This is a genomic window from Leptolyngbya sp. CCNP1308 (assembly GCF_034932455.1).
Taxonomy (GTDB): Bacteria; Cyanobacteriota; Cyanobacteriia; order Phormidesmidales; family Phormidesmidaceae; genus Nodosilinea.
The window spans coordinates 18,678-45,670 of record NZ_JAYGIH010000105.1; the positions used below are offsets into that span (position 1 = coordinate 18,678).

Genomic DNA, 26,993 nt, shown 5'->3' on the forward strand with positions numbered 1-26,993 from the left:
CTGCTTAGCCCCCAGTTCGCTGTAACTTGAGTCTCAGCTGTTAAAAGCCAAACGATGCAGACAGATCGGCGATCGCAGCATTAACCTCAGCCTCAGTAGGCAGCAGTGCCGCCAAATCGGTACTGCTACTAGCGATTGTCGAGCCGAGTGCCGCCAAGTCCATCCCCAGAGGCGACATAGACAGAGCCTCTAGCAGGTCTCCCAGGCCGTCGATTATCGCTGGCCCACCGGGAATTCCCTCGGGAAGGGGCAGTTCCACACCACCATACCCAGGGTTCATCAAGTCATCGGGTTCCTCGCTCACCATCGGGTTGGCCATAGCCACAAAACCCAGCAAATTGCCAGACCCAGCGCCAAGAGTGCCCAGGCTGGTGGCGGATCCAGTCTCAAGATCGATGGCGTAGAGAATGCTATCAGACACCGCAAAGGCAGCGTTGTTCCCCTCTGCGGTGGAGAAAATATCGAACCCGCCGACCACGTCAAAATCAACTCCCAGATCGCCGACCGTCACCAGAGTGCCGTCGTTAGGCGGGCTTTGCAACAAGAGCTGATCGAGCAGCGGATCGATGTTGTACAGCGCTGTGCTGGTGGTGCCGTCAAAGGAGTTAGTATAGGCTGCCGCCGTGATGTTGGGGTTGACCCCAGCGTTGGCATCCGCCACATCAAAGGCCAGGGTGCCGTCCTCGATTACCGCGCCAGTCTCCACGTTGATGCGGAAGTTTTGGTCGTTGTCGCCCACCAGCCGTAGGCGATCGGCTACGGGGTTGAAGTCAAAGCCCGACACCACACCTCCTTCAAAGGGTACCGACAGGGTGCTAACGAGGGTGGCCACATCATCAGTGGCAGACAGGTTGCGCACGATAGGGCCATTCTCCCCGGCCATACCCTGGTGCAGGTGAATGGCGCTCTGAAGGTTGCCCTCGCCATCTACAGCACCCACGGGCAGGAGAGGGGCGCTTAGGCCAGCAAAGGTACCCTCCACGCCCAGCTGGCCAGTAGCAACGTCATAAACAGCATCAAAGGAGCCAGTCGCGGGGCCATCGGGCACCACAGCCCCAACCTGCTGCCCTTCTGCGATAGGAGTCCCCAGTTCGACCACATCGCCTTCTACTGCCACAGCTACCTGCCCACGCAGTTCGCCACCGCCGAAGTTATCGGTGTGAAGGTTAACGTAAAAGGCCTGATCGAGCAGCAGAGCTTCTTCTGCTTCCGTCAGGGTAAAGGTGCCGCCAAAGGTACCGTCATCATTCACCGTAAAGTTGCGAACAATGGGGCCATTTTCACCCGCTGCACCGCGATGGAGATGAATAGAACTCTGGGGGTTCCCTTCAATATCGGTGTCACCAACGGGCAAGAGCCCTGCGGTTAAATCACTAAAGGTGCCGCTGATCCGCAGGGTATTGGAGGCGTCGTCATAGACCACATCGAAACTACCCATGGCCGGGCCATCTGGTGGGGCCATGGCTCCGACTTGCTGAGCTTCCTCTAGGGGCAGGCCATAGGCAACGATATCGTCTTCTGGATGAACATCGAGCTGCCCGCGCAGCTCGCCACCGCCGAAGGCAGCGGTGTGCAGGTTGAGATAAAAGCCGTCGTCTAGCAGCACGGCGGCTTCGTCTTGGGTCAGCGTAAACAGACCGCTGAAGTCGCCGGAGCTGAACCCATCCGGGTTGAGGGTGTAGAGCTGGTTAGCTGTGGTGAGGCCATAGATCAACCCGTCAGCTGGGCGGGTGTCAATGCCAATTAGGGTGCCGTCGATGCCGGTGACTGGGGTCGATGTCACCGAGCTGAGGTCTTCGGGATCAATAGAAATGAGCGAGTTGTTGTCAGTTAGAGCAATAAGACGTTGCATAGATGTCCTTGTTTGTAGACGCAGCATCGAACGTTGAATGGGCTTTCAATTGCCTTAAGCAATCTCGCGGTGCTGTTGTGGCCATGTCAGCAAAGTCAGAGGAGCAGCACAGGCTGCTCAGCACAACGTGAGACCCAGCCGATTAAGGCTCAGTCTGACGATGTAACAACCGAATCAAATGCTATGTGGTCAAGAGCCTTTAAAGCTCTAAGTCGGCTGCCACAGAGGCATGATCAGAGGCATGACTTTGCTAGACAGAGGGTATTGGGTCAGCACTTGCCCAGAACCACCCTCAGTACGAAGAGCGGCAGCTATCGGTTTCTATGTCTAACGTTTCTATGTCTAAAGGAAGAGTTAAGTCGTACTTGAGCAGCGCCCCGTAACATGGCGACAACCCCAGACTTAGGCCAGCGTAGCCAAACACAGCAGTAAGGTTTCCGTCCACTCTACGGTGGCACCATAGGTGTCGCCAGTGTGGCCTCCTAAACGGTGATGCAGCCACCCCCCCGTAGCCAGCGCCAGGCCCAGGCCACCAACCAGGCTGATACCCACGGCCCAAAGTTGGTTGGGATGGATCAAGCCCCAGCCACCGTGCAGCGTCAGGGCCAGTGCTAACCCCAACAGCCAGTCCTGGGGCGATCGCATGTGCTCTCGATGCAATGCCCCCTTGCCCTCGGCTCGCAGGTAGGGGTAGCGGGCGATCGCCACCACTTGCCCCCAGCGGCCCCACACCATCGCCGCCACCAGCACCCAGCCGCGTCCGGTGGCTATCTCCGCCAGAGCCAGGGTTTTGAGGCCCAGAATGGCGATCGCCGCCATCACGCCAAACGCTCCGCTGTGGCTATCGCCCATCACCGCCAGTCGGCGCTGGGGATCCATCACTGCCAGACCGTCGGCGGTATCCATCGCGCCATCCAGGTGTAGGCCGCCGGTCAGCCACACCCCGAGGCCGATTACCAGAGCGCTGCGGGTCAGGGTTGGCACACCCAGCTGAGCCAGGGCCAAATCGACTGCGACTAAACCCAGGCCCAGGCCCAGGCCTACTACCGGAGCCAGCGGGGCAATGCCCTCAAAGCGTGGCTCCCAACCTGGAGGTAAAGGCAGCTTTGTGTAGAAGAGAATCGATCCCCCCAGACGGGCAAACCAGCCGGGGCGAGGGGTAGTCTCACCGGGTCGCGCGGGGGGCAATGGGGTCACGGATCCACCTCTGCGCTGGAGAAAACATTTGGGCAAAAATACCGAGACTTCAGCATTCTGGCGGAATGCTTAGCTGTTGGGCCTTTGGCAGAATTAGCTCAGGGTTTTCCACAGAGCTGAACGATCGCCGGGCAGATCATTCCCAGCGATATCGAGTATCGTGGATATAGACCCACAGGAGCGATCGCCACGGGCCTTGCTCCACCCGCCAACGTAGCGTGGTTAAAAACCCATGAATCACGAGCGTGCTAGCAATTTGAGCATCCCCGCTCCTTGTTTAATCGATAGCGGGGTCGTTGTCAACAAAAACGACATGCTCAGGCTACTGCAAGACCTAGGTCAGGTACAGTACCGCCACTTTCAAGACGGCATCACGCTCTCAGAGGGCCAAGGGTTGGTCATGGAGGTGTTCGCTGACGGGCAACAGGCCACGCTCGTGGCTAATCATACACTTTATATCAACGTTTACAGTTTTGATTGCTTAGAAATCGGCAAGACCGACGCTGACGGCAACCATTTTGACCTGGTGCAAGACAACCGACGGCTGCGTTTAATTCCCCTGTCGGATCCGATGCATGAGCACATTACGCGATCGGTCAACACCGCCGCCTTTGAGGCCATGGTCGCCGACGCCCTCTCCGCTAGCTGGGATGCCTGCCTTGACGACGATCGCAATTTCTTAGAGTAGAGTTGGCTCAGTACTCTTTCAGCACTAAGAGTTGGGGTTGACGATCTCTGAAATTCCTGCTGGGCAAGATTTTTGAAACACGACAATCTCAAAATTAAGTCCTAATACCAAATTGGAATCCCATAGCCCCGGTTTCTAAAAGGCCAGTTCATAGGGTCGTAGGCGTAGCCGAGCCAGAGGCTCTATGGCCTTCGCCCTGTCGAACCAGGGGTAATCAAGCAGGAGTCAGTATGACGCCGCACAGCCTTACTCAGTTGTTAAGCAATCTGTAAAATTTGAGGCTGGGGTAAGGCTCTACCTTCATCCCGGTAACGTTCCACCGATCAGGAGCTTTCTGAAAGAAAGAATTATCCTGAGATTGGGGAATGGGGATATCCCACTTTGGCAATAAGGAATTGCGTTCTAAGCATTCCTCAATGGCTACCATGAGCTGTTGGGCCATGGCAACATCTCCCGAAAATCTAACCATGTAACTTTTATTGAGAGATAAATCCTGTTACTAGCAGGGGCAGCAAAATTAGCACGGTTAAAATCACCATCAGGGTTGGCACGTCGATTTTGAGGACGTTTTTCTCTGAAGCTGAAGGGTTGCGCTTAGGTGAATTGGGGTCAGTCATAGCGGTTGTACCACTCCGGTTAGGGTACCTAAGTCTAGCTCTAGGGTATCACCCACGCCATCGCCCGTATGGTAGGCCGCTATGAGCACATCGCTGGTTTTTCCCCAGGCGATTTGGCCCTGGCGGCTGAGAGCGATCGCCCCAAAATCTCGCCCGTGCGCCGTCGCTTCCCTAAAGGATTTCTCCAATGCCGCCAAAATATCCAGGCCATCGGTCACCCGCACCACAATCCGGGCCGCCAGGCATTCGTCGAGAATGTCTTCGCCAATGCCGGTGCAGCTCACCGCCGCAAAGGCATTGGCGTAGTTGCCCGCCGGGGTAGCCGAGTCGCTCACCCGCCCTAGCCGCTCCAGGCCCTTGCCGCCTGTTGAAGTACCGACCGCCAGCCGTCCCTCTGCGTCTAGCACCACCACCCCAATGGTGCCCCGCCGACTTTCGGGGTCAGCGGGAATCTCCACCGTCTCCGCCACCACCCCAGCCATGGCGCTTTGAAAGTTGTTGGCCCGCTCCCGCATCCATTCTTTGAGGCGCACATCGGTCACCGGATCGAAGGGCACTATACCCATCTCTCGGGCCAGCTCAGCCGCGCCCAGGTCAGACAGCACGCGATCGGCGGCGGGTTGCAGGTAGGCCGCCAGATCAATCGGGTGCCGCACCCGCGACACGTTGATAATGCCGCTAAACCGCTGGGCGTCGCCATCCATCAGGCCCGCGCTCATGCGCACCTGACCGTCAGATTGCAGTACCGAGCCATAGCCCGCATTGAAGTGGGGCGAATCTTCCATCAGCTGGCATCCCAGCACGACGCAATCGCGGGCGCTAGCCCCGGTTTCAGCCTTGCTGTAGACCTGGCCGACAATACTGTGCATATCCTCCCGCAGGGTCAGCAGTCTTTCCTGATGGCCCACTGAGCTACCGGCTCCTCCATGAATGATTACCTTGGGTACACCCTGAGTCATGGCAGCTGTCCTTGAGAATGCTTCCCTATCTTAAGGGCTCGATCGCTGGGTAACTGTAGCAGTGGCGATCGCACAGCAAACTCAGAGCGCTGATCTCCCCAGAGAGCCCATCCCGGAGCCTAGCCAGAAACAAAGACGGTTGGAACGTCAGCTGCTAGCGGCGACGACGGCAGCGATCGCTGCAATACTTCACCTCATCCCAGCAGTCGGCCCACTTTTTGCGCCAGGTAAAAGGGCGCTGACACACCGGGCAAACCTTCGTCGGCAGGTCGGCTTTAGCGCGCTGCTTCGGCACCGTTACCCCTCCTCACTCCAGGCCGGGTGCGTCAGCAGCGAAGCCATCATGCGCACGCCGCGCAGCTGGTTTGACAGGGGTAGGTGACCATCGGGAGCGCTCAAATCCCAGATAAAACCGCCGGGGTAGCGCGTCCAAATATTGTCGTCTTTCCAGGCAATACGGGGCCAAAATTTATCCCAATTTTTGCCCAGACTGAGCCAGATACGGCGCTGTACCGAGAAGCCAAATTTGCCCTCAGAGTAATCTAGCCACAGGCGATCGATAGTATGCAAATCGACTACCGGAAACTGCTCTACCTCGGTAAAGTACACCCACTTGCGCTTTACCGCCGTCGGCCCCGCCAGCTCACACAGCTTTGCCAGGGTCAGCCGATCGGCCGCTTCAAAATCCTGCTGAATCAGCAGGTCTTGCAGCGGCCCATAGTCTACGCCTTGGGCCGAGGGCATTTCTAGTCGCCCCTGGGGCCAGTGCTGGGTCAGCAACCCGCGCAGATCGTCCTGCCCCGTAGCGTAGAGCACCTGAAAAATCTTGCCGTCTAAAATTGTCGGTTGCTCGTCTTTGCGCTCTACGAGGGTAGCGGTCAATGCCTCAAGCCCCGCCTGCCCCAGAGCCAGTAGCTCATGCACCGCCGAGAGCTGTTTTTTAAGCGAATCGCCCCGCAGCTGAGCGCGCAAATCCACCAGTGTGTCGATGTCCGAAACCATAGATACCGCAAGAGAGAGCCCGTTCTCAATGATAGAACGTGTTGGGCAGGGAGGTGAAGTAGGGAGTGAGTGAGCGAGTTGGGTGAGCGGGTGCATCTGCCCAACGACATCCCCTACCCTTTCCCCGACTCCTCTGGCATCCGATACCCTTGCTCAAAGGCAAAGCGCACGATCTGCGAACGGTTCTCTAGGTTGAGCTTGGCCAGCATGTTGCTGAGATGGGTTTGTACTGTGCGCGGGCTGAGAAAGAGGTGTTCGCCAATCTGCTTGTTGGTGAAGCCTTGAACAACCTCCCAAAACACCCGCTCTTCAGCGGGGGTGAGGGGTAGGGGATTGGGCTGGAGGGTTGACTGTTCGAGCATGCGCTCTAGGGCGCTGTGGAGGCGCTGCGATCGCGCGATCGCCCCCTTCACCTTGGCAATTAGCTCTTGGGCCGAGAAGGGCTTTACCAAGTAATCGTCGGCCCCCAGCAGGTGGCCCTGCACTCGGTTAGTCAGCTCCCCCAGACTTGAAAGAAAGATAAACGGCACCATTTCTCCGGCGGGGCTAGAGCGCAGGTGATAGCAAAATTCGAACCCATTCATGCCCGGCATCATCACATCTGACACCACCACATCGGCGGGTTTGTTGCCCAACAGCTCTAGCGCCTCTTGGCCTGAGGTCGCGCTCATCACCTCAAAACCCTGAGCCTCCAGGCGTCGGGTCAACGCCATTTGCAGGACGGGATCGTCATCAACAATTAGAACCGTGTTCATACATTCAAGATCTCAACGGCAAGTCAGACTAGGGCTGAGGGCATGGGTTTTAAAGCGAAGCGACAGCAAGCTGTAGCGTCACCGCCACCGCCGCCCACAACGGCTGCATCAAAGGATTGGCATCTCGTTGCCGAGAGAGAGCTAAGGGCCTACGACTCTCCAGACTGTTTACACCCAGATCTAAATCGTTGCTAAACGAGCAAAATTGTGGGTTAAAGCGCATTAGACTATGGGATGTTTTGTCGTTTGCGGGCAATTTGCGATGTACGAACGGATCACTCCCCCGGCAGTAGGCGAACGCATCACCTTCAAAGATGGCGAACCCGTTGTGCCAGATACGCCTATCATTCCCTACATCCGTGGCGATGGAACGGGGGTAGACATTTGGCCCGCCGCCCAGCGAGTGTTTGATGCGGCGGTGGCCGCGGCCTACGGCGGCAAGCGCGAGATTGTCTGGTTTAAGGTCTACGCGGGCGACGAAGCCTGCGAGCAGTACGGCACCTACCAATACCTGCCCGACGACACCCTCAAGGCGATCGAAGAATTCGGCGTAGCGATCAAGGGGCCACTCACCACCCCAGTCGGCGGCGGCATTCGATCCCTCAACGTGGCCCTGCGGCAGATCAACGACCTCTATGCCTGCGTGCGACCCTGCAAGTACTACGCCGGCACCCCCTCCCCCCACCGCAGCCCCGAAAAGCTCGACGTCATTATCTATAGAGAAAACACCGAGGACATTTACCTAGGCATCGAATGGAAGCAGGGCGACCCAATCTGCGACCAGTTGATCAAGTACCTCAACACCGAGCTGATCCCCGCTACCCCAGAGCATGGCAAGAAGCAGATTCCCCTCGACGCAGGTATTGGCATCAAACCGATCAGCAAAACCGGCAGCCAGCGCCTAGTGCGCCGCGCCATGAAGCACGCCCTGCGCCTGCCCAAAGACAAACAGCAGGTCACCCTGGTGCACAAAGGCAACATCATGAAGTACACCGAGGGGGCCTTCCGCGACTGGGGTTACGAACTGGCCACCTCAGAATTTCGTGCCGACTGCGTTACCGAGCGAGAATCCTGGATTTTGGGCAATAAAGAGGCCAATCCTGACCTTTCCACCGAAGAGAATGCCCGCCAAATCGAACCCGGCTACGATGCCCTGACTCCAGAGAAAAAAGCCGCTATCCACACCGAGGTAGAGGGTATTCTCGCCGCTATCTGGGATAGCCACGGCAGCGGTCAGTGGAAGGACAAGATCATGGTGAACGATCGCATCGCCGACAGCATCTTCCAGCAGATTCAGACCCGGCCCGACGAGTACTCGATTCTCGCCACTATGAACCTGAACGGAGACTATCTCTCGGATGCGGCAGCGGCGATCGTCGGCGGCCTGGGCATGGGGCCAGGGGCCAACATTGGCGACACCTGCGCGGTGTTTGAAGCCACCCACGGTACGGCACCCAAGCATGCGGGTTTAGACCGCATTAACCCCGGCTCGGTCATCCTCTCCGGCGTCATGATGCTGGAATACATGGGCTGGCAAGAGGCGGCGGATTTAATTAAGAAAGGCATGGGGGCAGCGATCGCCACCCGCGAAGTCACCTACGACCTCGCCCGCATGATGGAGCCCCCGGTCAATCCACCGCTGAAGTGCTCGGAGTTTGCCGAGGCGATCGTCAAGCACTTTGATGACTAGCCAATGAAACTGAGGTTTGGGGTTTCAGGTATAGCTCTTGAATCTAAAACCCCAAACTCTTTTGTGATACCCTAGTAAAGTTGTCAAAAAACCACACATTCGAATTTTCGGGTCTCTCTTAGCTGAGAGCACGTTCGAATGGAGGATTAACCCGAAAGGAGTCAAAACCAAATGCCCGTTATTACTCTCCCTGAGCTACTAGAATCTGGGGTTCACTTCGGCCACCAAACCCGCCGCTGGAACCCCAAGATGGATCAGTACATCTTCACCTCCCGCAACGGCGTTCACATCATTGACCTGGTGCAGACCGCCCAGCTGATGGAAGAAGCCTACAAATTTGTCCGCACGGCGGCAGAGCAGGGCCAGAAGTTTCTGTTCATTGGCACCAAGCGCCAGGCCGCTGGCATTGTGGCCCAAGAATCTGCCCGCTGTGGCTCCCACTACGTCAACCAGCGCTGGCTGGGCGGCATGCTGACCAACTGGGAAACCATTAGGTCTCGCGCCAACCGCCTCAAAGAGCTAGAGCGCATGGAAGAGCTAGGGGCCATTGACCTGCGCCCCAAAAAAGAGGCCGCCGTGCTGCGCCGCGAGCTAGAGAAGCTGCAAAAGTACCTGGGTGGCATTAAAACCATGCGCAAGGTGCCCGATGTCGCCATCATCGTTGATATCAAGCGCGAGTACAACGCCGTGTCAGAGTGTCACAAGCTGGGCATTCCGATCATTTCGCTGCTGGATACCAACTGCGACCCTGACCTGGTGGATGTGCCCATCCCCGGTAACGACGACGCCATTCGCTCGATCAAGCTGATTCTCGGCAAGCTGGCCGACGCTATCTACGAAGGCTCAAACGGTGCCAAGGGCCGTGGTGGCGATGACGACTACGAAGACTACGACGGTGGCGAAGACGACGAGTATGGCTACGACGCCCCCGCTGCCGATAGCGACGACTAGAGTCTAGTCACTTCGCTCTCCCACTGGATAGGGATTTGAACATCTAGGTTTCCCTGGGCAAAGGCAGAATATTCTGCCTTTGCCCAGCGGTTGCCTTAGCGAGGGTGGCCCCTGGGGTTTAAGCTTAACTAGGGCGTTTCCCTTTAAGTTTGTATTGAGTTTGACGATAGCGCGTTAGGACGGTAAATCACCATGGCAGACATTTCTGCAAAGCTCGTTAAAGACCTGCGCGACAAGACTGGCGCGGGCATGATGGATTGCAAAAAAGCCCTTAAAGAAAACGACGGCGATATCGAGAAGTCGATCGAGTGGTTGCGCCAAAAGGGCATTGCTTCGGCCTCTAAGAAAGAGGGTCGCGTTGCGGCTGAGGGCATTATTGGCAGCTACATTCACACGGGCGATCGCGTCGGCGTGCTCGTAGAGATCAACTGTGAAACAGATTTTGTCGCTCGCCGAGACGAATTTAAGAGTCTAGTGCGCGACGTAGCTATGCAAATCGTGGCTTGCCCCAACGTAGAGTACGTACGCGTCAGCGACATTCCGGCTGAAGTATCTGAGAAAGAAAAATCCATCGAGATGGGGCGCGATGACATCGCCAACAAGCCCGAAGCGATGCGCGAGAAGATTGTGGAAGGCCGCATTCAAAAGCGCCTGAAAGAACTATCTCTGATGGATCAGCCCTTCATCAAAGATCAAAATATCTCGGTGGAAGAGCTGATCAAGCAAGCCGTTTCTAAGCTGGGCGAAAACATTCAGGTGCGCCGCTTCGCGCGGTTTGTGCTGGGTGAGGGCATTGAGAAAGAAGAGAGCAACTTCGCTGAAGAAGTCGCGGCTCAGGCCGGTCTCAATAAGAAAGAGGAGCCCGCAGCCGCAGCCGAGCCGAAGGCGGAGTCTGCACCTAAAAAAGAAAAGGGCAAGAAGAAGAAGTAAGGCTGGATAAGCCAGCTTCAGGCTAGGGGCTAACGGCTGAGTTAGCAGTGGTCGCAGACCGGCCCTTAGCCACCGATAGCGGGGGTGCAGGTATCGCGCCCCCGCTTTCAATATTTCCCTATAATCAGGTATGGCATGGGCAGAGAGGCATGGTAAGGCCAGTTGAAAGCATTCGCAAAGATCTCAAAGGGCTAGAGGGTGCCACCGCCGTCCTGGCCGACGAGTTTAGCCAAGTCTATGCCACGTATCTCACGGTGCTGGGGCAGACCCTGCGGCGGCAGGTGATTATGGCGGCCTATCACCTCTGCACCCAGGTCTATCCCGAAGAATTTTTGACGCTGGCGGTGAGCGATCGCGGCCGACTTCAGCAGAGCCTGCAAACCCTGGGCCACAAAGCCCAAGACTGGCTACAGCAGCTGATGGAGGCTGACCCGCCCCTGGCCGAACCCAACCTCGACCCCACCGACCTCAATCGCCTAGAGGCGGCCCTGGTGGCTCTGGCCCAGCCCTCGACAGAGGCTGAAGAGTCCTCTGACGATGCGCCTTCGGAGCCAGAGGCTATTACCCCAGAAGACAGTGCTCCGGAAGACAGTGCCGAGGAGCCAGATCTTGAGGCGATTGAGGAAGGCTCTGAGGACGCGATCGCAGCCGATTTTGACGCCAACCCGGCTGCCGAATCCCTCGAAGCCCTGCCGCTATCCTTAGCAGACGCATCTTCCTCTGACAATGCCGATAGCGCAGCCCCGGCTCTAAACCCTCAGCAGATTATGCAGTCTGTCATCATGGCCGCTATCTCCGGCGATATAGAGGATCGGTTTAGCGATCGCCCCTTTACCGGCGACCCGCTGACGCCCACCCTGGTTGCCAAACACCACTTAATTTTGGAGCAGCGCATTCGCGACGTCCTCCAGCGAGTTTCTAGAAAGGCCAACCGACTGCTGCGTAAGGCCCAGGTGATTCCTGACCTACCCGAGCCTGTACTGGAGGCCGCCGCCGATGCCGATATGGCCATTCCCAAAGGGCGCGCCGTACCCAATGTGCTCAACGTGCTGGTGGCAATGGCTGGCGATATGCCCGCCCAGTTTGACCGCCAGGAAACGGACGACGAAGGCGAAACTGATGACTTAGAGGATGACGACGAGGCTCTAGAGAGCAGCATGACCCATCTGGCCGCCATTCAGCTGCGCTTGAGCGATCTGGAATTTGGGGATGTGCAGACCGCCCTGTGGCGCAGCAAGCTGCGCACTGCTGTGGGCCGGCTGCGCAAGCTGGGCAAACAGTACCAGCGGGCCGAACGCGAGCTGGCGATCGCCCAGGCCGAGCAAGCCTGGCGATCGGTCTGGTCTGACGACTCCTCCCGGTAGGGCTCTGGGGAAGAAGCCATGACAGAAGCACAGACCTCCCTACCCGATTGGGTGCGGCTCCAGCGAGCCCTCTCAGTCGAGGCCGAAACCGGCTTTAACAATCTGGTGGGCAAACAGCAGAGCTTCAGTGAATTTCTGCGCGATAGCCTGCAACAGCCTCCAGCCATTCTCCCTGGCGATCAGCAACAATCCTGGCAGAGCCTGGCCCAAAAGTACGACGGCTACATCGACCTCAGCTTTGCCCAGCGCCAGCACCTGGTGGCCGAAACCCGCCGCTTTCTCCACGGCACCCAGCGCCTGCTAGAAAAATTTGCCGAAACCAAATCCCTCCGTACTCGAGAAAGTGCTGCCCCAGACGCTGGAGAATCCAAGTCTGCTAAGACACCCCGCAAGGCCAAAGCTGCGCCTAAGACCACTCAGCTGGCAGAGGCAACCGGGACGGGCAGCTTTCGCTTTGGCCTCGATCAGCCAGTCACCTACCTGAAGGGCATTGGGCCAAAAAACAGTGAACGCCTGGCCAAACTGGGGCTGTTCACCGTGCAGGATGTGCTCTACTACTACCCCCGCGACCACATCAACTACGCCCAGCAGGTCAAAATTCGTGACCTAGAGCCCGGTGAAACCGTCACCATTGTCGGTACCGTCAAGCGGGTCAACTGCTTCACCAGCCCCCGCAATAAAAAGCTCACCATCTTTGAGCTTCAGCTGTCTGACGGCAGCGGCACCCTCAAGCTCAACCGCTTCTACCCCGGCAACCGCTACGCTACCCCCGGCTGGCAGCAGCAGCAAAAGCGCCAGTATCCCCAGGGGGCGGTCGTCGCCGCCTCGGGCCTGGTGAAGCAGGGTAAGTTTGGGGTGACGCTGGAAGATCCGCACCTGGAGGTGCTGGACAGTTTGGGCGATCGCATTGAATCGCTCACCATTGGCCGCATGGTACCGGTGTATTCCCTCACCGAGGGCGTCGCGGCGGATCTGGTGCGCAAAGCTGTCGCCGCGTCCCTACCGGCGGTGCCCGAACTGCAAGATCCCCTGCCGGTGGATCTACTGCAGCGGTATGAGCTGGCGAAGGTGGAGGATGCGATCGCCCAAATCCACTTTCCCGACGACGAAGAGAATCTGGCCAAAGCTCGCCGCCGCCTGGTCTTCGACGAATTTCTCTACCTTCAGCTGGGTCTCCTGCGCCGCCGCCAGCAGCAGCAGGCTCAACAAACCGCGATCGCCCTCGCCCCCACCGGGGAGCTAATCGACCAGTTCTACGGCATTATTCCCTTCAGCCTGACTGGTGCCCAGCAGCGGGTGGTCAACGACATTCTCGCTGATCTGCAAAAATCCATCCCCATGAACCGTCTGGTGCAGGGGGATGTCGGCTCCGGTAAGACCGTCGTCGCAGTTGTCGCTATTTTGGCGGCCATTCAATCGGGCTACCAGGCCGCCCTAATGGCCCCCACCGAAGTGCTCGCCGAACAGCACTACCGCAAACTGGTGGAGTGGTTTAACCAGCTCCACCTGCCCGTCGAACTGCTCACCGGCTCCACTCGCGCCGCCAAACGCCGCAAAATGCTGGGCGAACTGGCCACCGCCGAACTCAAGATCCTCGTTGGCACCCACGCCCTGATCGAAGACCCGGTGCAGTTTCGCGACCTGGGCCTGGTGGTAATCGACGAGCAGCACCGCTTTGGCGTGCAGCAGCGGGCCAGGCTGACCCAAAAAGGCGCAAACCCCCACGTACTGACCCTTACCGCCACCCCCATTCCCCGCACGCTGACGCTGACCATGCACGGCGACCTAGATGTGAGCCAGATCGACGAGCTGCCGCCGGGGCGCAAAGCGATTCAAACTACCCTGCTGACAAATAAAGAGCGCACCCACGCTTACGACCTGATCCGGCGCGAAATTGCCCAGGGTCGCCAGGTCTATGTGGTGCTTCCCTTAGTCGAAGAATCCGAAAAACTCGATCTTAAATCCGCCGTGGAGGAGCACCAGCGGCTAGCGGAGGTGATCTTTCCAGAATTTACCGTTGGCCTACTCCACGGTCGCATGTCTTCCGCCGAAAAAGACGCCGCCATCACCACTTTCCGCAATCAGGAGTCCCACATTCTGGTATCGACCACGGTGGTAGAAGTGGGGGTAGACGTACCCAACGCTTCGGTAATGCTGATTGAGCATGCCGAGCGCTTTGGGCTCTCCCAGCTCCACCAGCTCCGAGGCCGCGTCGGGCGCGGTGCCGCGCAATCCTTCTGCCTACTGCTCAGCAGCAGCCGTAGCGAAAATGCCATTCAGCGCCTCAAAGTGCTAGAGCAATCCCAAGACGGCTTCTTTATCGCCGAGATGGACCTGCGCTTTCGCGGCCCTGGGGAGGTGCTGGGCACCCGCCAGTCCGGCCTGCCCGACTTTGCCCTAGCCAGCCTAATCGAAGACCAGGACGTGCTCATGCTGGCCCGCGAGGCGGCAGAAGCCATGCTGAAGGAAGATCCACAACTAGCCCGCTGGCCCAAACTGGCGAAGGAACTTCAGCGTCGCTACGAAAAGCTGATGGGCGGCACAATCATGACCTAAGAGGTGATACGAAATCCGATTTGGTAAACCCCAATTCATGATCAGGAACCCTGTAGGGGCGTAGCATGCTACGCCCCTACAAATCGGGGGTATTCATTCGGGATTTAGTATGAAACATTACTACACTTAAGGCGCTACACAGCTCACAGCATATGCCTAAAGTCTCATTCTGCTGAAACGTCAAACATCTAACCAAGGATGAATAACACTGGGGCATAAACTCTTTAGTCTGTAGGCACAAAGATTTACGGTGGCGTCCTGAATTGTGGTGTTTTTTCAAGGTCTAGATGCCATAGGTAGATCAGGTGCTAATTGTTTTTAGGAATTTGACCTATGAAAAGCAATGTTGTGTCGAAATGGGTTGGCGGCAGCGCACTGGCGCTGGGCTTAGCAGTTTTGCCGTCTACACTACCGGCCTCTGCCCAGACAGCGACGGACTCTGTGCCCCCTACCGCCCCCGGAACGGTTAACCCAACCCTTCCCGAAGGTAATTTGCCCGATTCAACTGTTCCGGATGAAACCTACTCTGACCCAGTAACCCCAGCCGCTCCGGGCACCGTTGACCCATCTGCCCCAGTCGCTCCGGATGCAACCGTGCCTAACGAGACCTACGCCGACCCGGTGGCACCTAATGCAACTACGACCACCACTGAGGACGACGGGTTGAGCTGGGGTTGGCTTGGCCTTTTGGGGCTGCTGGGTTTGGGCGGCTTGGCTGGGCGCAGCCGGGCTTCGGCACCGGCTTATCGCACTGGCGATCGCGTTACCACCCCCACCTCTGCCGATCCCCGCATTTAGGGATAGGGGTTTAGCGCAAGTTAGCCTGACTACTCGAAAAGGGGTGCTATTGAGCATCCCTTTTTTGTGTGTGGATGCCGGGAAAAAGAATTGGCAACTTGGCAGGCTTTCCGCTGACCTTGATTCAGGTTGGCTTAGGTAGGGCGCGATCGCGCCGGAGCATCCCCTGAGATAGCGGCAGCTCATGACGCAGGGCGTTAACGCTGTCTGCCCCCACTGGCCAGGGTTCATGGGGCAGCACGGGCGCTGGGTCGAGGGCTCGGTTCACCAGGTCGGCCATTAGATCAATCGCCTCTAAGAGCGGTGGCAGAGTCAGATGCACCGGCAAAATGCGAACCTCAAAGGTGTGCTTGTGGCGGAGAGAGTAGACAATATTTTTGAGGTTAAAGTCGCAGTACTTGGTGAGAGGAATCGCTTTGAGCTGCTCTCTCGCTTGATCCCAAGGCAGATTGCCCCAGCCTGGTTCTCGCACCAGGGTCAGCAGTTCTGGGGGCCACAACCCCAAACGCTGGCAGTGAGGGTTGCTGCCCAACAGCCATTTTAGGGTAGGGCCATAGGCCCACAGCAGGTTCACCAGATTGCGCATAGCAGGGGCAGAACAGAGGGGAGCCGCGTCAAAATGCAGGTGGGTGGCTCCTTCCACCGGAGCATAGAAGTTGAGCCGACGGGCAACCTCAAGGTAGGCCTCTAGCTGGGGCAGCTGAGCATAGGTTAAGGGTGGGGTAATCAGTTCGCAGGGGCGTTCTCGCTCGCCGGGTAAGGTGGTGGCAATGGCAATGGGTGGCCCCAGGTCGTCGGCCAGCTTGACCATGCCCTGAGGCCCCTGCTGCAACTCTAGGCCCAGGGTCTTGGCGACCGGCTGCAACACCTCGGCCAGGGGCAGGTTGGCATCGGTGAGACGGCCAATGATCTGCATAAACCGAATATCGTCGCCGACGATGCGGTACCAACCGGGCTGGGGTGGGCGGGCGCGATCGCAGTCAGCTTGCAGGGTCAAGTCATCAACGCACCAGACGATCGCCCGGTGCTGGGCATCGCGCACCTCAAACCCCAGGGTGAGGTTCTCTAGCACCGGGGTGCCGACAATCTGGCTGTGCTCTGACTGGGGATAGAATATGCGGCTGACGCTGCCCTCGTGGGCTGAGGCGATCGCCTCAGCCAATGTTTGGCGGCTAGCCCCCCTGGGAGCCATTAGCTCAATTTCTAAACCAACTCTGCCCGCTAGGGTCATAGCCTAGGGCTCGGGTGCAGCCAGCTCCAGGGCGTAGTCAACCTCGTCGGCGTTGCCCATAATCAAGTTGCGCTCAATGCGGAGCTTGGCGTCGTAGGGGGTGGCATCGCCCCAAAACTCGGCCAGTACGGCGGCATCATCGTAGGTGTAGCGGCTTTCGCCGTAGAAGCGCAGGTCATTCACCGACTGAAGCGACTCTAGGCGGGCATCGAGCAAAAACTGCTCCAGCAGGGCGACATCGGCAGGCCCCCACAGAATTTTGCTGCCCATGCGGGCCTTGGCTTCATCAACATCTTGGCCCCAATAGCTGGCTAGCTGAGCGGCATCCCAGTAGCTGTAGCCGCTGCTAAAAAAGGTGTCTAGCTCGGCCTGGGCGTAATTTTGGCTAATTTCGCTCTCGTCACACTTGAGTGCTGTCCCGGGCCTAGCGCTGAGCACCCCGCGTTGGCCAGTGGGGGCGGCGGCAAAGGCGCTGCTGGTGGTGAGAATGGTGGCGATCGCCAGCAGGACAGATAGATAGAGCGTTTTAGAGTGTTTCATAAGATTTAAGCCAATTTTGCTCCATCATAGGCGGGAGTGCTGGGCTTTTCGGGGGTTTGTAACGAATGCTGCGCCACCCTTCATCAAACGACGTGGGGGAAGCGCTGCTAGGGGATGATGTCGGCTAAACCGCTATGGATGTGGGCGGCGATCGCACCGGGATGGGTTAGCCACACCCGATTGGGCTGATTGCTGGCCACAGTGGCAATGTGTTGCAGCGCTCGGCGCAGGTGCCGCAGCCGAAAGGGCTGCCCCACAATGTAAGGGTGCAGGGCAATGCCGTACACCAAGGGCTGCTGGTGAGACTGCTCTAGCATTTCATCGAAGTTGTCGATGATCATCTCGGCAAAGTCTTTGGCGCTCACCCGGCGCACAGCAATGGCCGGTATATCGTTAATTTCTTGGGGATAGGGCACTGAGAGAATGCGGCCGCGCCGGGTCTCAAACCAAATAGGCTGATCGTCTTGACACCAGTCGAGCAGGTAGGTGTAGCCCGCCTCTTGGAGCAGGTCGGGGGTGACGGGACTTTGGGCAATCCAGGGACCGAGCCAGCCCTGGGGCGGCTGCCCTTCCTGCTCTGTCATGGTCTGCGTGGTTTCAGCGATCAGGGCGGCCTCATCGGCCTCGCTCAAGGTGCTCTGGCGTTCGGAGTTGGTGCGGCCATGGGCGACAATCTCGTCGCGGCGATCGCGAAAGGCCGCCACCACCGCTGGGCAGTAGTCGTAGATCGCCGAATTCACCAGCAGCGCCACCGGCAACTCTAGCTGATCAAACAGCTCCAGCAGTCGCCAGACGCCCACCCGGTTGCCGTAGTCGCGCCAGGCGTAGTTCAGCACATCGGGCTGAGGGCCGCCGGGGGCCAGTTCGGCCCCCAAGCCTTCACCAAAGGCAAAATGCTCCAGGTTGAGGGCAATGTAAACGGCCAGCCGTCGCCCGCCGGGCCAGCGATAGTCGGGCCGCTGGGTAATAGCCGAGTAGTTGTAGCGTCCGTGGTGGGTCAGCGGCAAGGCATAGTCTCCCAAAGTCAAGGCAGGGCACGATTGGAAGGGTAGCAGAAACCGCCCACTGTTAAGGTCAGAGCATTATCAACTGCCGCCGATCCTATCGCTGCCGCCGCCGTCCTAGCCATCAAACAGGCTGCCACTGGGAATCAAGGGCCTCTTAAGCAAGCCGAAAAAGCTGTGGAAGCAGCCCTTTAGAGCTTTTTGACGGCACTAACTCGCCAGGGTCAAAGATGCGCCTTGGTTAGGATTAAAACCCTAGACAAGACCCCCAACGACAGCGAGATGGAACCCAGTTGAACGATTGATTCCATCAGCGATTAGATAGCGGAGTTGGCGGTTAAGTCCGCAGGGTGTAGCCCTCCTGCCTGGGGCAACTGCTCTGGGCTGGTTCCAAGGAATCAGCCCAAACTCATTTGGCGGCAGCGATCGCCCCCTGTACCTGGGCGAGTGTTACCATGTAAACCGCTTATCGGTTTCAGCGAGAATCAGCCACTGGAGGAAACGGGGAAAGATTGGTGAAAATCTGCCGCTGTCTCGCAGCTGTAAGGCAGTTGTGGGCTTCAGATTGTCGATTTTTGATCGCAGGCAACTATATCTAAAGTGGCCAAGCCAAAATTGACCGAGTAGAATGCTCGCCGATGGTACGGTTATGTTCCACAACATCTGCGAGGTACGGAACTGAAGGCACAGATGGTCGTCGTGCAGCAATGTACGTTCTTTTTTAGAAAGGCAAAGCTGGCGATCGCGGCTCAAAAACAACCTAAAACTCTTGATGTTTGGCTGCGATCGCCGGGCAGAATCTACCCCAAAACCAACCCCTCAGGAGATGTACAACCCAAAACCAACCCCTCAGGAGATGTACAACAATGCCTCACAATGACTATGGCGAGCTTCCTGGTAATGAACTGCGGATGATCTCCCTGATCAAGCCACTGGAACTCATCTTTGGATGACCCATAGAGCCATTGTGTCGAGGTCTTTAAACCTCACCCATACCCCAGGTCTCTGGGCAGACAGTGGGAATTTTGGCCTGTTTAATCTCCAGAAAAAATCTCAGACAGCTATGATCTTAAATGCGCGCCTTGACAACAGTAAATAAACACCATGGTTAAAAAGTCAGATTTTGTTTTAGCACCCTACATGAAGAGCAGTGACCTACGTGCCACCTACCAAATTTTCAACACGGTAGTTCCTTATGTTGGGCTATGGATTTTTGCGGTTAAGGCAGCCTCAATTTCCCTCTGGCTGTTGCCGCCCATTGTGATGTTAATGGTGCTGTTTTTGCTGCGCTGCTTTTCGCTAATGCATGACTGCGGCCATTATGCTTTGTTTCGGTCTAAATGGGCCAACAGAGTGGTGGGTTTTATGCTGGGGGGCATCAACGCCATTCCTCAATATGCTTGGTCGAGAGATCACGCCTACCACCACAAAACCAATGGCGATTGGCAGCGGTATCGCGGTATTGCTGACTTTCTCTCGACAGAAGAGTTTGCTCAACTCAGCGCCTTTGATCAGAAACTCTATGGCCTACTCCGGCAGCCCATCATGACCCTGCCAGGGGGCTTTTTCTACCTTGCCATTCAGCCCAGACTGACTTTGCTATTGGGCATTCATGAATTTATTGGGCATGGGTTGACCTGCTTAAAAAGCAGTGGCGTCAAAAGTTTGGGGACTATTGTTTCCTCCCATAGATCTAAGCATTGGCAGACGAGCGGGGAATTTTGGGATGTGCTGTTGAACAATATCTTTGTGGTGGGTAGCTGGTTCCTGTTGAGCTACCTGATTGGACCAAGGCTATTTCTAGGTCTGTATGCCACTGTTCTAACCCTAGCTGGGGCGATTTTCATCTGCGTCTTTTTTGTGCAGCACAATTTTGAAGGTTCCTATGCCCACAAAACCGCCGATTGGGACTACCTGCGAGGGGCGATCGAGGGCAGCAGTTACCTAGATTTACCGCCCCTGCTGCGGTGGTTTACTGCCGACATCAGTTACCACACTATTCACCACCTCTCAGAGAGAATTCCTAACTACAACTTAGCCGCCTGCCATCGGGCTAATCGTCACCTGCTTTCGAAGGTGACCATCCTAAGATTTGGCGATCTGCTCCACTGCTCCAAATTTATTTTGTGGGATGCTGCTGCCGATCGCCTGGTGCCGATACCAACAAAGCAAAAGGTATTGGCGACGTCGCTGCCTTGATTGATGCACCCCAAACCGTGGTTTTAGCCTACGGGCGAATCGGTCTGGGCAATGCCTTAAAAATGTCTTGTCAAATATTAGGCAGTGCCCAGAATTCTTGAATTAAGAAGGGAATTTATTTCTTCAAAATCTCCTTATACCAATTCTCTGTAAGGTGCCAATGATATCTCTGTTGACTCCGTCCAGAAATGCTGCCTCAGTGGAGTCGAAGCCAGCGCAGGTAATTTAATTTTAATTGAGGGAGTTGATATAAATACTGGAAAAAGTAGCTTGGAAAAAGTAACTTGCAACGGGCCAAAAAATTCCCGTTTGAGGTTCCCCATACGTCCAGGCTTTGGTTTCTCCGACAAGGCCGCAAAACAGCGTCAGGGCAACCTACCGCTTCCCCCATGCCGTGCATATGGATCGGTGCACGAAAATGACCACACTTGACCCAGAGTTGTTAGTACAGCTGTGCTCTATAGTCCGCATGACCATTGGTGACGACAGAACTGTGTCTCAATAGCATCAACCTGGCCCTGATGTCATTAGCGTGTCGCCGATGACCAATAGCCTGTCACTGTACAAAATCCTAAGCGGGTGGGGGGAATCGAACCCCCATCATTAGCTTGGAAGGCTAAGGTTTTACCACTAAACTACACCCGCGCACTGGTGTCAATTTTATCATAGTGGGCAGCGGGGGTTAAGCTTTTTTGGCCAGCTCAAAGGCAAGTGTAACCAACCCCCCCGCCTTTTGATGGATACGATACCAGATGCCCTGAATTAAATCTTTATAATGGAGTGCCTGCACTGGCCGTTACGAGGCACAAATTATTAGCCTCAGTAGTTTGCTGGCCAAGGTGTTGAGCGGTGTGGTGGTGGATGATTCGCTGCTGTTATCTGGAGAGCTAGAGTTTGCCTGTGTCTGCATCGACAGCTTATCTATTGGTGTCTCACGGTAGCCGTGATCCTCGGCCTGGGCAGGGCATGGAGCGGTTAGCTCAATTTGTGCGATCGCACGAATCCGGGCTGTGGGGTAGTCGCCCTGGCTCCCAACCCCGCCCAGACAGCCGTATCGAGCGCAGCAGGCGCTCGATGGCAGGACGCTCGGCCGATAGTCAGGCCGCATCATTTCTGCTCCGCGCGCCGATGTTGGACTGGCTGCACCCCACCACAGCCCATTTCGCTGGTGAGGAATCGGGTATTTTTCGCAGCAGAGTCTCCCAGCCCGAAACCGTAAGTGGGCCGCTGGTGGGCACCGCTTGCCTAGAAGTTGGGGCTGTGCCGCTGCACCAACAAATTGTCGCCTTTAGCCAGCGCGCCCAGGCCGCAGGAGTGGGTCGGGTGCAGGTGATCCCCTTGTTTTTGCTGGCCGGCGTCCACGTGATGGAAGATATTCCGGCGGAGGTCGAGCTGGCCCGCGAAGCGCTGCCGGGCTTACCCCTAGAGGTTTGCCAACACCTGGGCAGCCATCCGGGCCTTAAAGAGCTTTTGCGCCACAAGCTGCGCACCACCGCTACTGAATCGCTGATTGTAATCTCCCACGGCAGTCGCCGACCGGGGGGTAATGGGCCTGTTTGCGCCCTAGCCCAGGGGTTGGGGGGCACCGCCGCTTTTTGGGCTGTGGCTCCCAGCTTAGACACCCAGGTCATTCAGTGCATCCAGAGTGGCATCCAGCGGGTGGCTATCTTGCCCTACTTTTTATTTGCGGGCAGTACTACCGATGCCATTACCCACCATACCGAAGAGCTAGCCGAGCGCTTTCCTCAGATGGGGTTTCATCTGCTGCCGCCGCTGGGGCCTTCGCCTGAGCTGGCCCGTCTAGTCGTTGATCTTGCCCTTGGCCGAGTGCTTACCAAGCCCCAGCCATCGCTGTTTCCTGCCCAGCGGGCGGCCTTTCGCCACGCGGTTTACCAGTCGTCGATGGTGTCTTAGGCCAAGCCAAGCCGTACCTGGTTCAGCAACGCTCTACCCTAGGGATGGCAAGTTTCCCGAGTCATCCTTGCTTTGTTTTCTACTGTTTGGGTTTGATAACGCCTATGGTGTCGCCAGCCTCTCAGCCTCAAGCGTCTCCGTCGAATGGGGCTCAGCCCTGCGGCACGGTTTACTTAGTCGGTGCTGGGCCTGGCGATCCGGGCCTGTTTACCCTGCGGGGCAAAGGGCTGCTGGAATGTGCCGATGTGGTCATCCACGATGCGCTGGTCAGTGCTCCTATTTTGGCGATGATCAACCCCCAGGCCACCGTGATCAATGCGGGCAAGCGGCGAGGTCGCCACTCCCTAGGGCAGGAGGCGATCAACCAGCTGATTGTCGATCAGGCTAAGGCCCATGCTGTGGTGGTGCGCCTCAAGGGGGGCGACCCCTTTGTGTTTGGGCGCGGCGGCGAAGAAATGGCGGCCTTGGTCGCAGCAGGCATTGGGGTGGAGGTGGTGCCGGGCATTACCGCCGGGGTGGCGGTGCCGGCCTATGCGGGCATTCCGGTGACCCACCGCAGCCAGAGTTCGTCGGTGACCTTTGTGACGGGCCACGAGTCTACCGGCAAGTATCGCCCCAGGGTCAACTGGCGCGCCCTGGCCCAGGGGTCTGAAACCATTGTGGTGTACATGGGGATTCACAATCTGGGGACGATTACCGCTGAGCTATTGGCCGCCGACCTCAGCGCCGATACCCCCGTAGCGCTGATTCGCTGGGGCACCTACCCGCAGCAGGAAACGTTGATTGGCACCCTATCCACCATTGTGACCCAGGTGGCTGAAACGGGTTTTGAAGCCCCTGCGATCGCCGTCATCGGCTCAGTTGTAAACTGGCACAAGGTCTTTCGTCACTGTCGTCCGGCGGGGACAATTTGGCCTTAGCCGTCCGGCGACAGGTTTGGCAATTGCAAATCTTGCTTAGAGATCTCGTTCTGTTTTCAAAAAATCCAGCACTTCGTCGCACCAGTCGATCCAGTCTTGTTCGTAACGCATGCCCCGGCGCAGGGTGAGGTAGCGAAACTGCTCAATGCGGGGGGGATGGGCGATCGCCCTATACAACGCCTCCATCGCCTGGTAGTTGGCCAGCCGCTCGCAGTGGAGCTGACGGCGGCGGTGCAATTCTTGTAGCAGCAGTCCGTCGGCCACGTAGGGAGCCGCCAGCACCTTGACCAACAGGTCTTCGCGGATGGGGGTGGGCTCGGTGGGCTCGGCGTACCAGCGAACCAGCTCGCCTTTGCCCGCCTCGGTAAGGCTGTAAATCTTTTTGTCGGGCTTGCCCGCCTGGGGCAGAGTTTCGTGAACGACCCAACCCTGCTGCTCCATTTTGCCCAGCTCGCGGTAGATCTGCTGCTGACTGGCCTGCCAGTAGCAGCTAACGCTCTCTTCAAAGCGTTTGCTGATGTCGTAGCCGCTGTAGGGCTGCTGCGACAGTACCGCCAAAATCGTGTGGGACAAAGCCATATGGCAAAAAAAACGAAAATAGAAGAGCGAAAAGTGAATAAAATGCCCCGTTCCATAGGCTTGAATCTTAGCGTTTTGGGTGTCGTAACCCAAGTCTTCATCTGCTATGGGTAACGAAACAGGGGCGTTTGAAGGAGTGCTGTTGACATACTCAACTATTTGAGTATACTCTTTGGACAGAATGTACAACAAATTGAATATCTACTTGTTGTAGAACTATTAATTGCACAGTGCCTTGTTGTCTAGGTTGCTGGGCTGGTTCCGAGCTTTTCCTACTTCCTTTCTTCGTCAAAGGTGCCGTCATGACCGACGCTCCCGCTTCTGCGAATCGTTTGCCCATCAAAACGCTAACCGCTGAACCGACAGTCCAGGTTGATAAAGACCAGCCAAAGCCCCGCCGCTGGCGACTGCGACTGCGGCGCTGGTGGCTGGTGCCCCTGGCCACGCTGCCCCTGGCGATCGCCTTAGGCATGCGCCAGTTAAACCAGCCCGCAGATGCCCCAGCCTTAGCGGCGGCGCTGCCGGTGGAGGTTGTGACCCTCACCCCGGTAGACGCTTATACCGTAGCGCGGCAGTATACGGGCGAAATTGTCGCCCAGCGCAGCAGCGCCCTGGGGTTTGAGCAGGGGGGTACGGTGGTGGCAATGCTGGTGCAGGAGGGCGATCGCGTCTCAGCCGGTCAACCCCTGGCCCGGCTTGACACCCGCAGTTTGGCCAGCCAGCGCCAGCAGCTTGTGGCCCAGCGCGATCGGGCGATCGCCGCCCTGAACGAATTGCAAAATGGCCCCCGTCAACAATCTATCGCTGCTGCCCAGGCTGCCGTGGGCGATCTGGAGCAGCAGGTGGCGCTGTCAACGGCCCAGCGCGATCGCCGCACCGACCTCTACGAACGCGGCGCGATCTCTCGCGAAGAACTCGACCAGCAAACCTTTGGCACCGGGGCGCTCGAAAACCGCCTGGCCCAGGCCCAGAGCCAGCTCGATGAACTGCTGGCCGGAACTCGCCCCGAGCAGATTGCCGCCCAGGTGGCCCAGGTGCGCCAGCTAGAAGCCACTATTCAATCGGTGGATGTGGATCTGTCGAAGGCGGTGCTTACCGCGCCCTTTGGCGGTCGGGTGAGCGATCGCCTGGTGGATGAGGGCGTTGTGGTCAGCGGCGGCCAGACCGTGCTGCAACTGACCGAGGGCGGGGCCACCGAAGCCCGCATTGGCGTACCGGCTGAGGTGGCCGACAGCCTAGCCCTCGGCAGTGCCCAAACTGTTGAGGTCGGTGAACGCACCTTCTCCGCCACCGTCACCGCTCTGCTGCCAGAGCTGGAATCGACCAGCCGCACCGTCATCGCCGTGCTGACGCTGGATACCAGCCAGGATTTGACCCTGGGCCAGACCGCCCGGTTAGTTCTACAAGATACCCAGCCCACCGCCGGGTTCTGGCTGCCCGCTACCGCTCTGGTGCAGGGAGAGCAGGAATTGTGGTCGGTGTATGTGGCGGCGACTGGTGAGAATTCTACCGCCGCTACCGTGGCCCGCCAGCCGGTGGAAATTGTCCACACCGAGGGCAATCGCGTGCTCGTTGCAGGGCTGGTGGAAGCGGGCGATCGCGTCATCACCGCCGGTACCCATCGGGTGGTGCCCGGCCAAACCGTCAGCGTGCCGTAAGAAACTTTCTCCTTTAAAGCATCAAGGGCTGGTCAGCCCCCTGGGGTTGCCAGCGCATAGCAAATCCGCATTGTATAACCCCAATGTCAATCAGACAGCTTGCGTAGGGGCAAACACCGTTTGCCCAGCACAATCGGGGCTAGCTCAAGCGGATTCAACATCACACCCTGTAGGAGCCTGCCATGCTTGCTGTGCAACCTCAAACCCGCCCTAGGACACCCCAGATCGATACACTTGCGGTAAGTTCTGACGTTTTCCGCGAGGTAATTGCTATGGCTGGGGTGCCCATGCCAGGTCTAGACCTGATCAAAACCTTTGAAGGCTTGAGTCTACAAGCCTACCCAGACCCCAAAACCGGGAATTTGCCCATCACCATTGGCTGGGGCTCGACCCGCAATAAGAATGGCCAGCCCTTTAAACTGGGCGATCGCATCACCCGAGAAGAGGCCGACGAACTGCTAATGGCGCAGGTCGCCAACAACTACCTACCCCCTCAGCAGAGCATCGCCGCCTGGACCGCGATGAACGATAACCAGCGGGGAGCCATTCTCAGCTTTGCCTACAACCTGGGAGCTTATTTCTACGGGGCCAGCGGCTTTGAAACCATTTCGCGGGTGCTGCGCAACCAGGAGTGGCACAACATTGAGGCGGCTCTAATTCTCTACCGCAATCCCGGCACCAATGTGGAAGAAGGGCTGCTGCGCCGCCGCCTGTCGGAGGCCAATGTGTTTTTGGCGGGCACGCCGGGGGTGGCCCTGAGTGCTGCCGGGCAGCGGTACCTGGCGGGCGGTCGCACTCCCAGCGGCAACCGCTACCTCAGTCAAGAGGCCCAGGCCTATCTGGCTAACCGGCCCACCGTGTCGGGAGGGGGCGGCGGCGTGCCTACCGCCCCAGGGTCGCGGCTGCTATCGCTCACCAACCCTTACCTCAGTGGTCAGGATGTGCAGCAGGTGCAGCAGGCGTTGGTGCGCTGGGGGGCGAATGTGGTGGCCGATGGCTACTTTGGCCCGGCGACGGCGATCGCCGTCGAGCAGTTTCAGCGATCGCAGGGCCTCCCCGCCGATGGCATCGTTGGCCCCCAAACCTGGGCCAGGCTGCAACAGTCGCCGCCCGCCCCGCCCCCGGGCCAAAACCGGCTGCTGCGGCTCACCAACCCCCTCACCTCGGGCAGCGACGTGCTGACGCTGCAACAGGCCCTCGGTCGCCTGGGCATCGCCGTCACCGCCGACGGCATCTTTGGCCCCGGCACCGATCGCGCCGTGCGTCAATTCCAGGCCAGTCGGGGGTTAGTTGCCGATGGCGTCGTCGGCCCCCAGACCTGGGCTCGTTTACAAAGTCAGGCTCCCGCTACCCCCCCAGCCCAACCTGCGCCCTCTTTTATCAGGGTGCTGCGGCTGGCCAACCCCTACACCCGAGGCAACGATGTGCGGGCCGTTCAGCAGGCGATCGCCCGCGCCGGCATTCCAGTAGTGGCCGACGGGGTGTTTGGCCCCGGCACCGATCGCGCCGTGCGCCAGTATCAGGCCAGCCGAGGCCTAACGGTCGATGGCGTCGTCGGCTCCCGCACCCGCACCAGCCTAGGGGTGTAG

At 57.9% G+C, this 26,993-nt stretch carries 23 protein-coding genes and 1 tRNA gene; 12 read left to right on the plus strand and 12 right to left on the minus strand.

Annotated elements, in window-relative coordinates; all coding sequences use genetic code 11:
* Nucleotides 1-40 precede the first annotated feature (40 nt).
* On the minus strand, nucleotides 41-1,852 hold the full coding sequence (locus VB780_RS25750) for a DUF4394 domain-containing protein (protein ID WP_323354048.1): 1,812 nt from the start codon (nucleotides 1,850-1,852) through the stop codon (nucleotides 41-43).
* Nucleotides 1,853-2,254: 402 nt separating this feature from the next.
* Nucleotides 2,255-3,049, minus strand: coding sequence for an adenosylcobinamide-GDP ribazoletransferase (cobS, locus tag VB780_RS25755; protein ID WP_323354049.1), 795 nt, complete (start codon nucleotides 3,047-3,049; stop codon nucleotides 2,255-2,257).
* Between the two features lie 232 nt (nucleotides 3,050-3,281).
* On the opposite strand from cobS, the gene VB780_RS25760 reads away from it, so the two are divergent.
* Nucleotides 3,282-3,737, plus strand: coding sequence for a hypothetical protein (locus VB780_RS25760; protein ID WP_073611197.1), 456 nt, complete (start codon nucleotides 3,282-3,284; stop codon nucleotides 3,735-3,737).
* 476 nt (nucleotides 3,738-4,213) lie between these two features.
* Here VB780_RS25760 and VB780_RS25765 read toward each other — a convergent pair whose 3' ends face one another.
* The 5 genes from VB780_RS25765 to VB780_RS25785 form a co-directional block, all read right to left on the minus strand.
* Nucleotides 4,214-4,354 (minus strand): hypothetical protein, encoded by a 141-nt coding sequence (locus VB780_RS25765; protein ID WP_323354050.1) that lies wholly within the window; start codon nucleotides 4,352-4,354, stop codon nucleotides 4,214-4,216.
* Nucleotides 4,351-5,313 (minus strand): isoaspartyl peptidase/L-asparaginase, encoded by a 963-nt coding sequence (locus VB780_RS25770; protein ID WP_323354051.1) that lies wholly within the window; start codon nucleotides 5,311-5,313, stop codon nucleotides 4,351-4,353. The genes VB780_RS25765 and VB780_RS25770 overlap by 4 nt, the downstream gene beginning before the upstream one ends.
* Before the next feature lie 154 nt (nucleotides 5,314-5,467).
* Complete coding sequence (locus VB780_RS25775) at nucleotides 5,468-5,608, minus strand: DUF2256 domain-containing protein (protein WP_071527445.1); 141 nt, start codon at nucleotides 5,606-5,608, stop codon at nucleotides 5,468-5,470.
* Between the two features lie 2 nt (nucleotides 5,609-5,610).
* The gene (locus VB780_RS25780; RefSeq protein WP_323354052.1) at nucleotides 5,611-6,315 is read right to left on the minus strand and encodes a GUN4 N-terminal ARM-like repeat domain-containing protein; all 705 of its coding nucleotides are present in this window, start codon (nucleotides 6,313-6,315) and stop codon (nucleotides 5,611-5,613) included.
* Nucleotides 6,316-6,428: 113 nt separating this feature from the next.
* Entirely contained in the window at nucleotides 6,429-7,070 is a 642-nt protein-coding gene (locus VB780_RS25785) for a response regulator transcription factor (protein WP_323354053.1), read from the minus strand.
* Nucleotides 7,071-7,332: 262 nt separating this feature from the next.
* On the opposite strand from VB780_RS25785, the gene VB780_RS25790 reads away from it, so the two are divergent.
* From VB780_RS25790 to VB780_RS25815, 6 genes are all read left to right on the plus strand, one after another.
* Nucleotides 7,333-8,760 (plus strand): NADP-dependent isocitrate dehydrogenase, encoded by a 1,428-nt coding sequence (locus VB780_RS25790; RefSeq protein ID WP_323354054.1) that lies wholly within the window; start codon nucleotides 7,333-7,335, stop codon nucleotides 8,758-8,760.
* Between the two features lie 171 nt (nucleotides 8,761-8,931).
* Nucleotides 8,932-9,711: a 30S ribosomal protein S2 gene (gene rpsB, locus VB780_RS25795; protein WP_323354055.1), complete on the plus strand. Its 780-nt coding sequence runs from the start codon at nucleotides 8,932-8,934 to the stop codon at nucleotides 9,709-9,711.
* Between the two features lie 192 nt (nucleotides 9,712-9,903).
* The gene (gene tsf, locus VB780_RS25800; RefSeq protein WP_323354056.1) at nucleotides 9,904-10,641 is read left to right on the plus strand and encodes a translation elongation factor Ts; all 738 of its coding nucleotides are present in this window, start codon (nucleotides 9,904-9,906) and stop codon (nucleotides 10,639-10,641) included.
* 149 nt (nucleotides 10,642-10,790) lie between these two features.
* Nucleotides 10,791-12,005 carry a hypothetical protein gene (locus tag VB780_RS25805; RefSeq protein ID WP_323354057.1) on the plus strand — a complete coding sequence of 405 codons (1,215 nt, stop codon included), beginning with the start codon at nucleotides 10,791-10,793 and terminating at the stop codon, nucleotides 12,003-12,005.
* 18 nt (nucleotides 12,006-12,023) lie between these two features.
* Nucleotides 12,024-14,561, plus strand: coding sequence for an ATP-dependent DNA helicase RecG (gene recG, locus VB780_RS25810; protein ID WP_323354058.1), 2,538 nt, complete (start codon nucleotides 12,024-12,026; stop codon nucleotides 14,559-14,561).
* 333 nt (nucleotides 14,562-14,894) lie between these two features.
* The gene (locus VB780_RS25815) at nucleotides 14,895-15,359 is read left to right on the plus strand and encodes a WGxxGxxG family protein (protein ID WP_323354059.1); all 465 of its coding nucleotides are present in this window, start codon (nucleotides 14,895-14,897) and stop codon (nucleotides 15,357-15,359) included.
* A gap of 124 nt (nucleotides 15,360-15,483) precedes the next feature.
* Here VB780_RS25815 and VB780_RS25820 read toward each other — a convergent pair whose 3' ends face one another.
* From VB780_RS25820 to VB780_RS25830, 3 genes are all read right to left on the minus strand, one after another.
* Nucleotides 15,484-16,590 (minus strand): amidoligase family protein, encoded by a 1,107-nt coding sequence (locus tag VB780_RS25820; protein ID WP_323354060.1) that lies wholly within the window; start codon nucleotides 16,588-16,590, stop codon nucleotides 15,484-15,486.
* A gap of 3 nt (nucleotides 16,591-16,593) precedes the next feature.
* Nucleotides 16,594-17,130 (minus strand): hypothetical protein, encoded by a 537-nt coding sequence (locus VB780_RS25825; protein ID WP_323354061.1) that lies wholly within the window; start codon nucleotides 17,128-17,130, stop codon nucleotides 16,594-16,596.
* A 107-nt stretch (nucleotides 17,131-17,237) separates the two neighbouring features.
* Nucleotides 17,238-18,152, minus strand: coding sequence for a polysaccharide deacetylase family protein (locus VB780_RS25830; protein ID WP_323354062.1), 915 nt, complete (start codon nucleotides 18,150-18,152; stop codon nucleotides 17,238-17,240).
* A 1,086-nt stretch (nucleotides 18,153-19,238) separates the two neighbouring features.
* Between VB780_RS25830 and VB780_RS25835 the strand changes: the two genes are divergently transcribed.
* The gene (locus tag VB780_RS25835) at nucleotides 19,239-20,333 is read left to right on the plus strand and encodes a fatty acid desaturase (RefSeq protein ID WP_323354063.1); all 1,095 of its coding nucleotides are present in this window, start codon (nucleotides 19,239-19,241) and stop codon (nucleotides 20,331-20,333) included.
* Nucleotides 20,334-20,907: 574 nt separating this feature from the next.
* On the opposite strand, the gene VB780_RS25840 is transcribed toward VB780_RS25835, so the two are convergent.
* Nucleotides 20,908-20,978 (minus strand) — tRNA-Gly (locus VB780_RS25840).
* A 255-nt stretch (nucleotides 20,979-21,233) separates the two neighbouring features.
* Here VB780_RS25840 and VB780_RS25845 point away from each other — a divergent pair.
* Both VB780_RS25845 and cobA read left to right on the plus strand, forming a co-directional pair.
* Entirely contained in the window at nucleotides 21,234-22,247 is a 1,014-nt protein-coding gene (locus tag VB780_RS25845; RefSeq protein ID WP_323354064.1) for a sirohydrochlorin chelatase, read from the plus strand.
* 104 nt (nucleotides 22,248-22,351) lie between these two features.
* Entirely contained in the window at nucleotides 22,352-23,167 is an 816-nt protein-coding gene (gene cobA / locus VB780_RS25850) for a uroporphyrinogen-III C-methyltransferase (RefSeq protein WP_323354065.1), read from the plus strand.
* Nucleotides 23,168-23,203: 36 nt separating this feature from the next.
* On the opposite strand, the gene VB780_RS25855 is transcribed toward cobA, so the two are convergent.
* Entirely contained in the window at nucleotides 23,204-23,746 is a 543-nt protein-coding gene (locus VB780_RS25855) for a PadR family transcriptional regulator (RefSeq protein ID WP_323354066.1), read from the minus strand.
* 302 nt (nucleotides 23,747-24,048) lie between these two features.
* On the opposite strand from VB780_RS25855, the gene VB780_RS25860 reads away from it, so the two are divergent.
* Both VB780_RS25860 and VB780_RS25865 read left to right on the plus strand, forming a co-directional pair.
* Nucleotides 24,049-25,404 (plus strand): efflux RND transporter periplasmic adaptor subunit, encoded by a 1,356-nt coding sequence (locus tag VB780_RS25860; RefSeq protein ID WP_323354067.1) that lies wholly within the window; start codon nucleotides 24,049-24,051, stop codon nucleotides 25,402-25,404.
* A gap of 182 nt (nucleotides 25,405-25,586) precedes the next feature.
* On the plus strand, nucleotides 25,587-26,993 hold the full coding sequence (locus VB780_RS25865; protein WP_323354068.1) for a peptidoglycan-binding protein: 1,407 nt from the start codon (nucleotides 25,587-25,589) through the stop codon (nucleotides 26,991-26,993).

Excerpts from the sequence above, each read along its gene's own strand:
- VB780_RS25750 (WP_323354048.1), bottom strand. The coding sequence starts at position 1,852 with ATGCAACGTCTTATTGCTCTAACTGACAACAACTCGCTCATTTCTATT.
- VB780_RS25760 (WP_073611197.1), top strand. The coding sequence starts at position 3,282 with ATGAATCACGAGCGTGCTAGCAATTTGAGCATCCCCGCTCCTTGTTTA.
- VB780_RS25765 (WP_323354050.1), bottom strand. The coding sequence starts at position 4,354 with ATGACTGACCCCAATTCACCTAAGCGCAACCCTTCAGCTTCAGAGAAA.
- VB780_RS25770 (WP_323354051.1), bottom strand. The coding sequence starts at position 5,313 with ATGACTCAGGGTGTACCCAAGGTAATCATTCATGGAGGAGCCGGTAGC.
- VB780_RS25780 (WP_323354052.1), bottom strand. The coding sequence starts at position 6,315 with ATGGTTTCGGACATCGACACACTGGTGGATTTGCGCGCTCAGCTGCGG.
- VB780_RS25785 (WP_323354053.1), bottom strand. The coding sequence starts at position 7,070 with ATGAACACGGTTCTAATTGTTGATGACGATCCCGTCCTGCAAATGGCG.
- VB780_RS25790 (WP_323354054.1), top strand. The coding sequence starts at position 7,333 with ATGTACGAACGGATCACTCCCCCGGCAGTAGGCGAACGCATCACCTTC.
- rpsB (WP_323354055.1), top strand. The coding sequence starts at position 8,932 with ATGCCCGTTATTACTCTCCCTGAGCTACTAGAATCTGGGGTTCACTTC.
- tsf (WP_323354056.1), top strand. The coding sequence starts at position 9,904 with ATGGCAGACATTTCTGCAAAGCTCGTTAAAGACCTGCGCGACAAGACT.
- VB780_RS25805 (WP_323354057.1), top strand. The coding sequence starts at position 10,791 with ATGGTAAGGCCAGTTGAAAGCATTCGCAAAGATCTCAAAGGGCTAGAG.
- recG (WP_323354058.1), top strand. The coding sequence starts at position 12,024 with ATGACAGAAGCACAGACCTCCCTACCCGATTGGGTGCGGCTCCAGCGA.
- VB780_RS25815 (WP_323354059.1), top strand. The coding sequence starts at position 14,895 with ATGAAAAGCAATGTTGTGTCGAAATGGGTTGGCGGCAGCGCACTGGCG.
- VB780_RS25820 (WP_323354060.1), bottom strand. The coding sequence starts at position 16,590 with ATGACCCTAGCGGGCAGAGTTGGTTTAGAAATTGAGCTAATGGCTCCC.
- VB780_RS25825 (WP_323354061.1), bottom strand. The coding sequence starts at position 17,130 with ATGAAACACTCTAAAACGCTCTATCTATCTGTCCTGCTGGCGATCGCC.
- VB780_RS25835 (WP_323354063.1), top strand. The coding sequence starts at position 19,239 with ATGGTTAAAAAGTCAGATTTTGTTTTAGCACCCTACATGAAGAGCAGT.
- cobA (WP_323354065.1), top strand. The coding sequence starts at position 22,352 with ATGGTGTCGCCAGCCTCTCAGCCTCAAGCGTCTCCGTCGAATGGGGCT.
- VB780_RS25855 (WP_323354066.1), bottom strand. The coding sequence starts at position 23,746 with ATGGCTTTGTCCCACACGATTTTGGCGGTACTGTCGCAGCAGCCCTAC.
- VB780_RS25860 (WP_323354067.1), top strand. The coding sequence starts at position 24,049 with ATGACCGACGCTCCCGCTTCTGCGAATCGTTTGCCCATCAAAACGCTA.
- VB780_RS25865 (WP_323354068.1), top strand. The coding sequence starts at position 25,587 with ATGCTTGCTGTGCAACCTCAAACCCGCCCTAGGACACCCCAGATCGAT.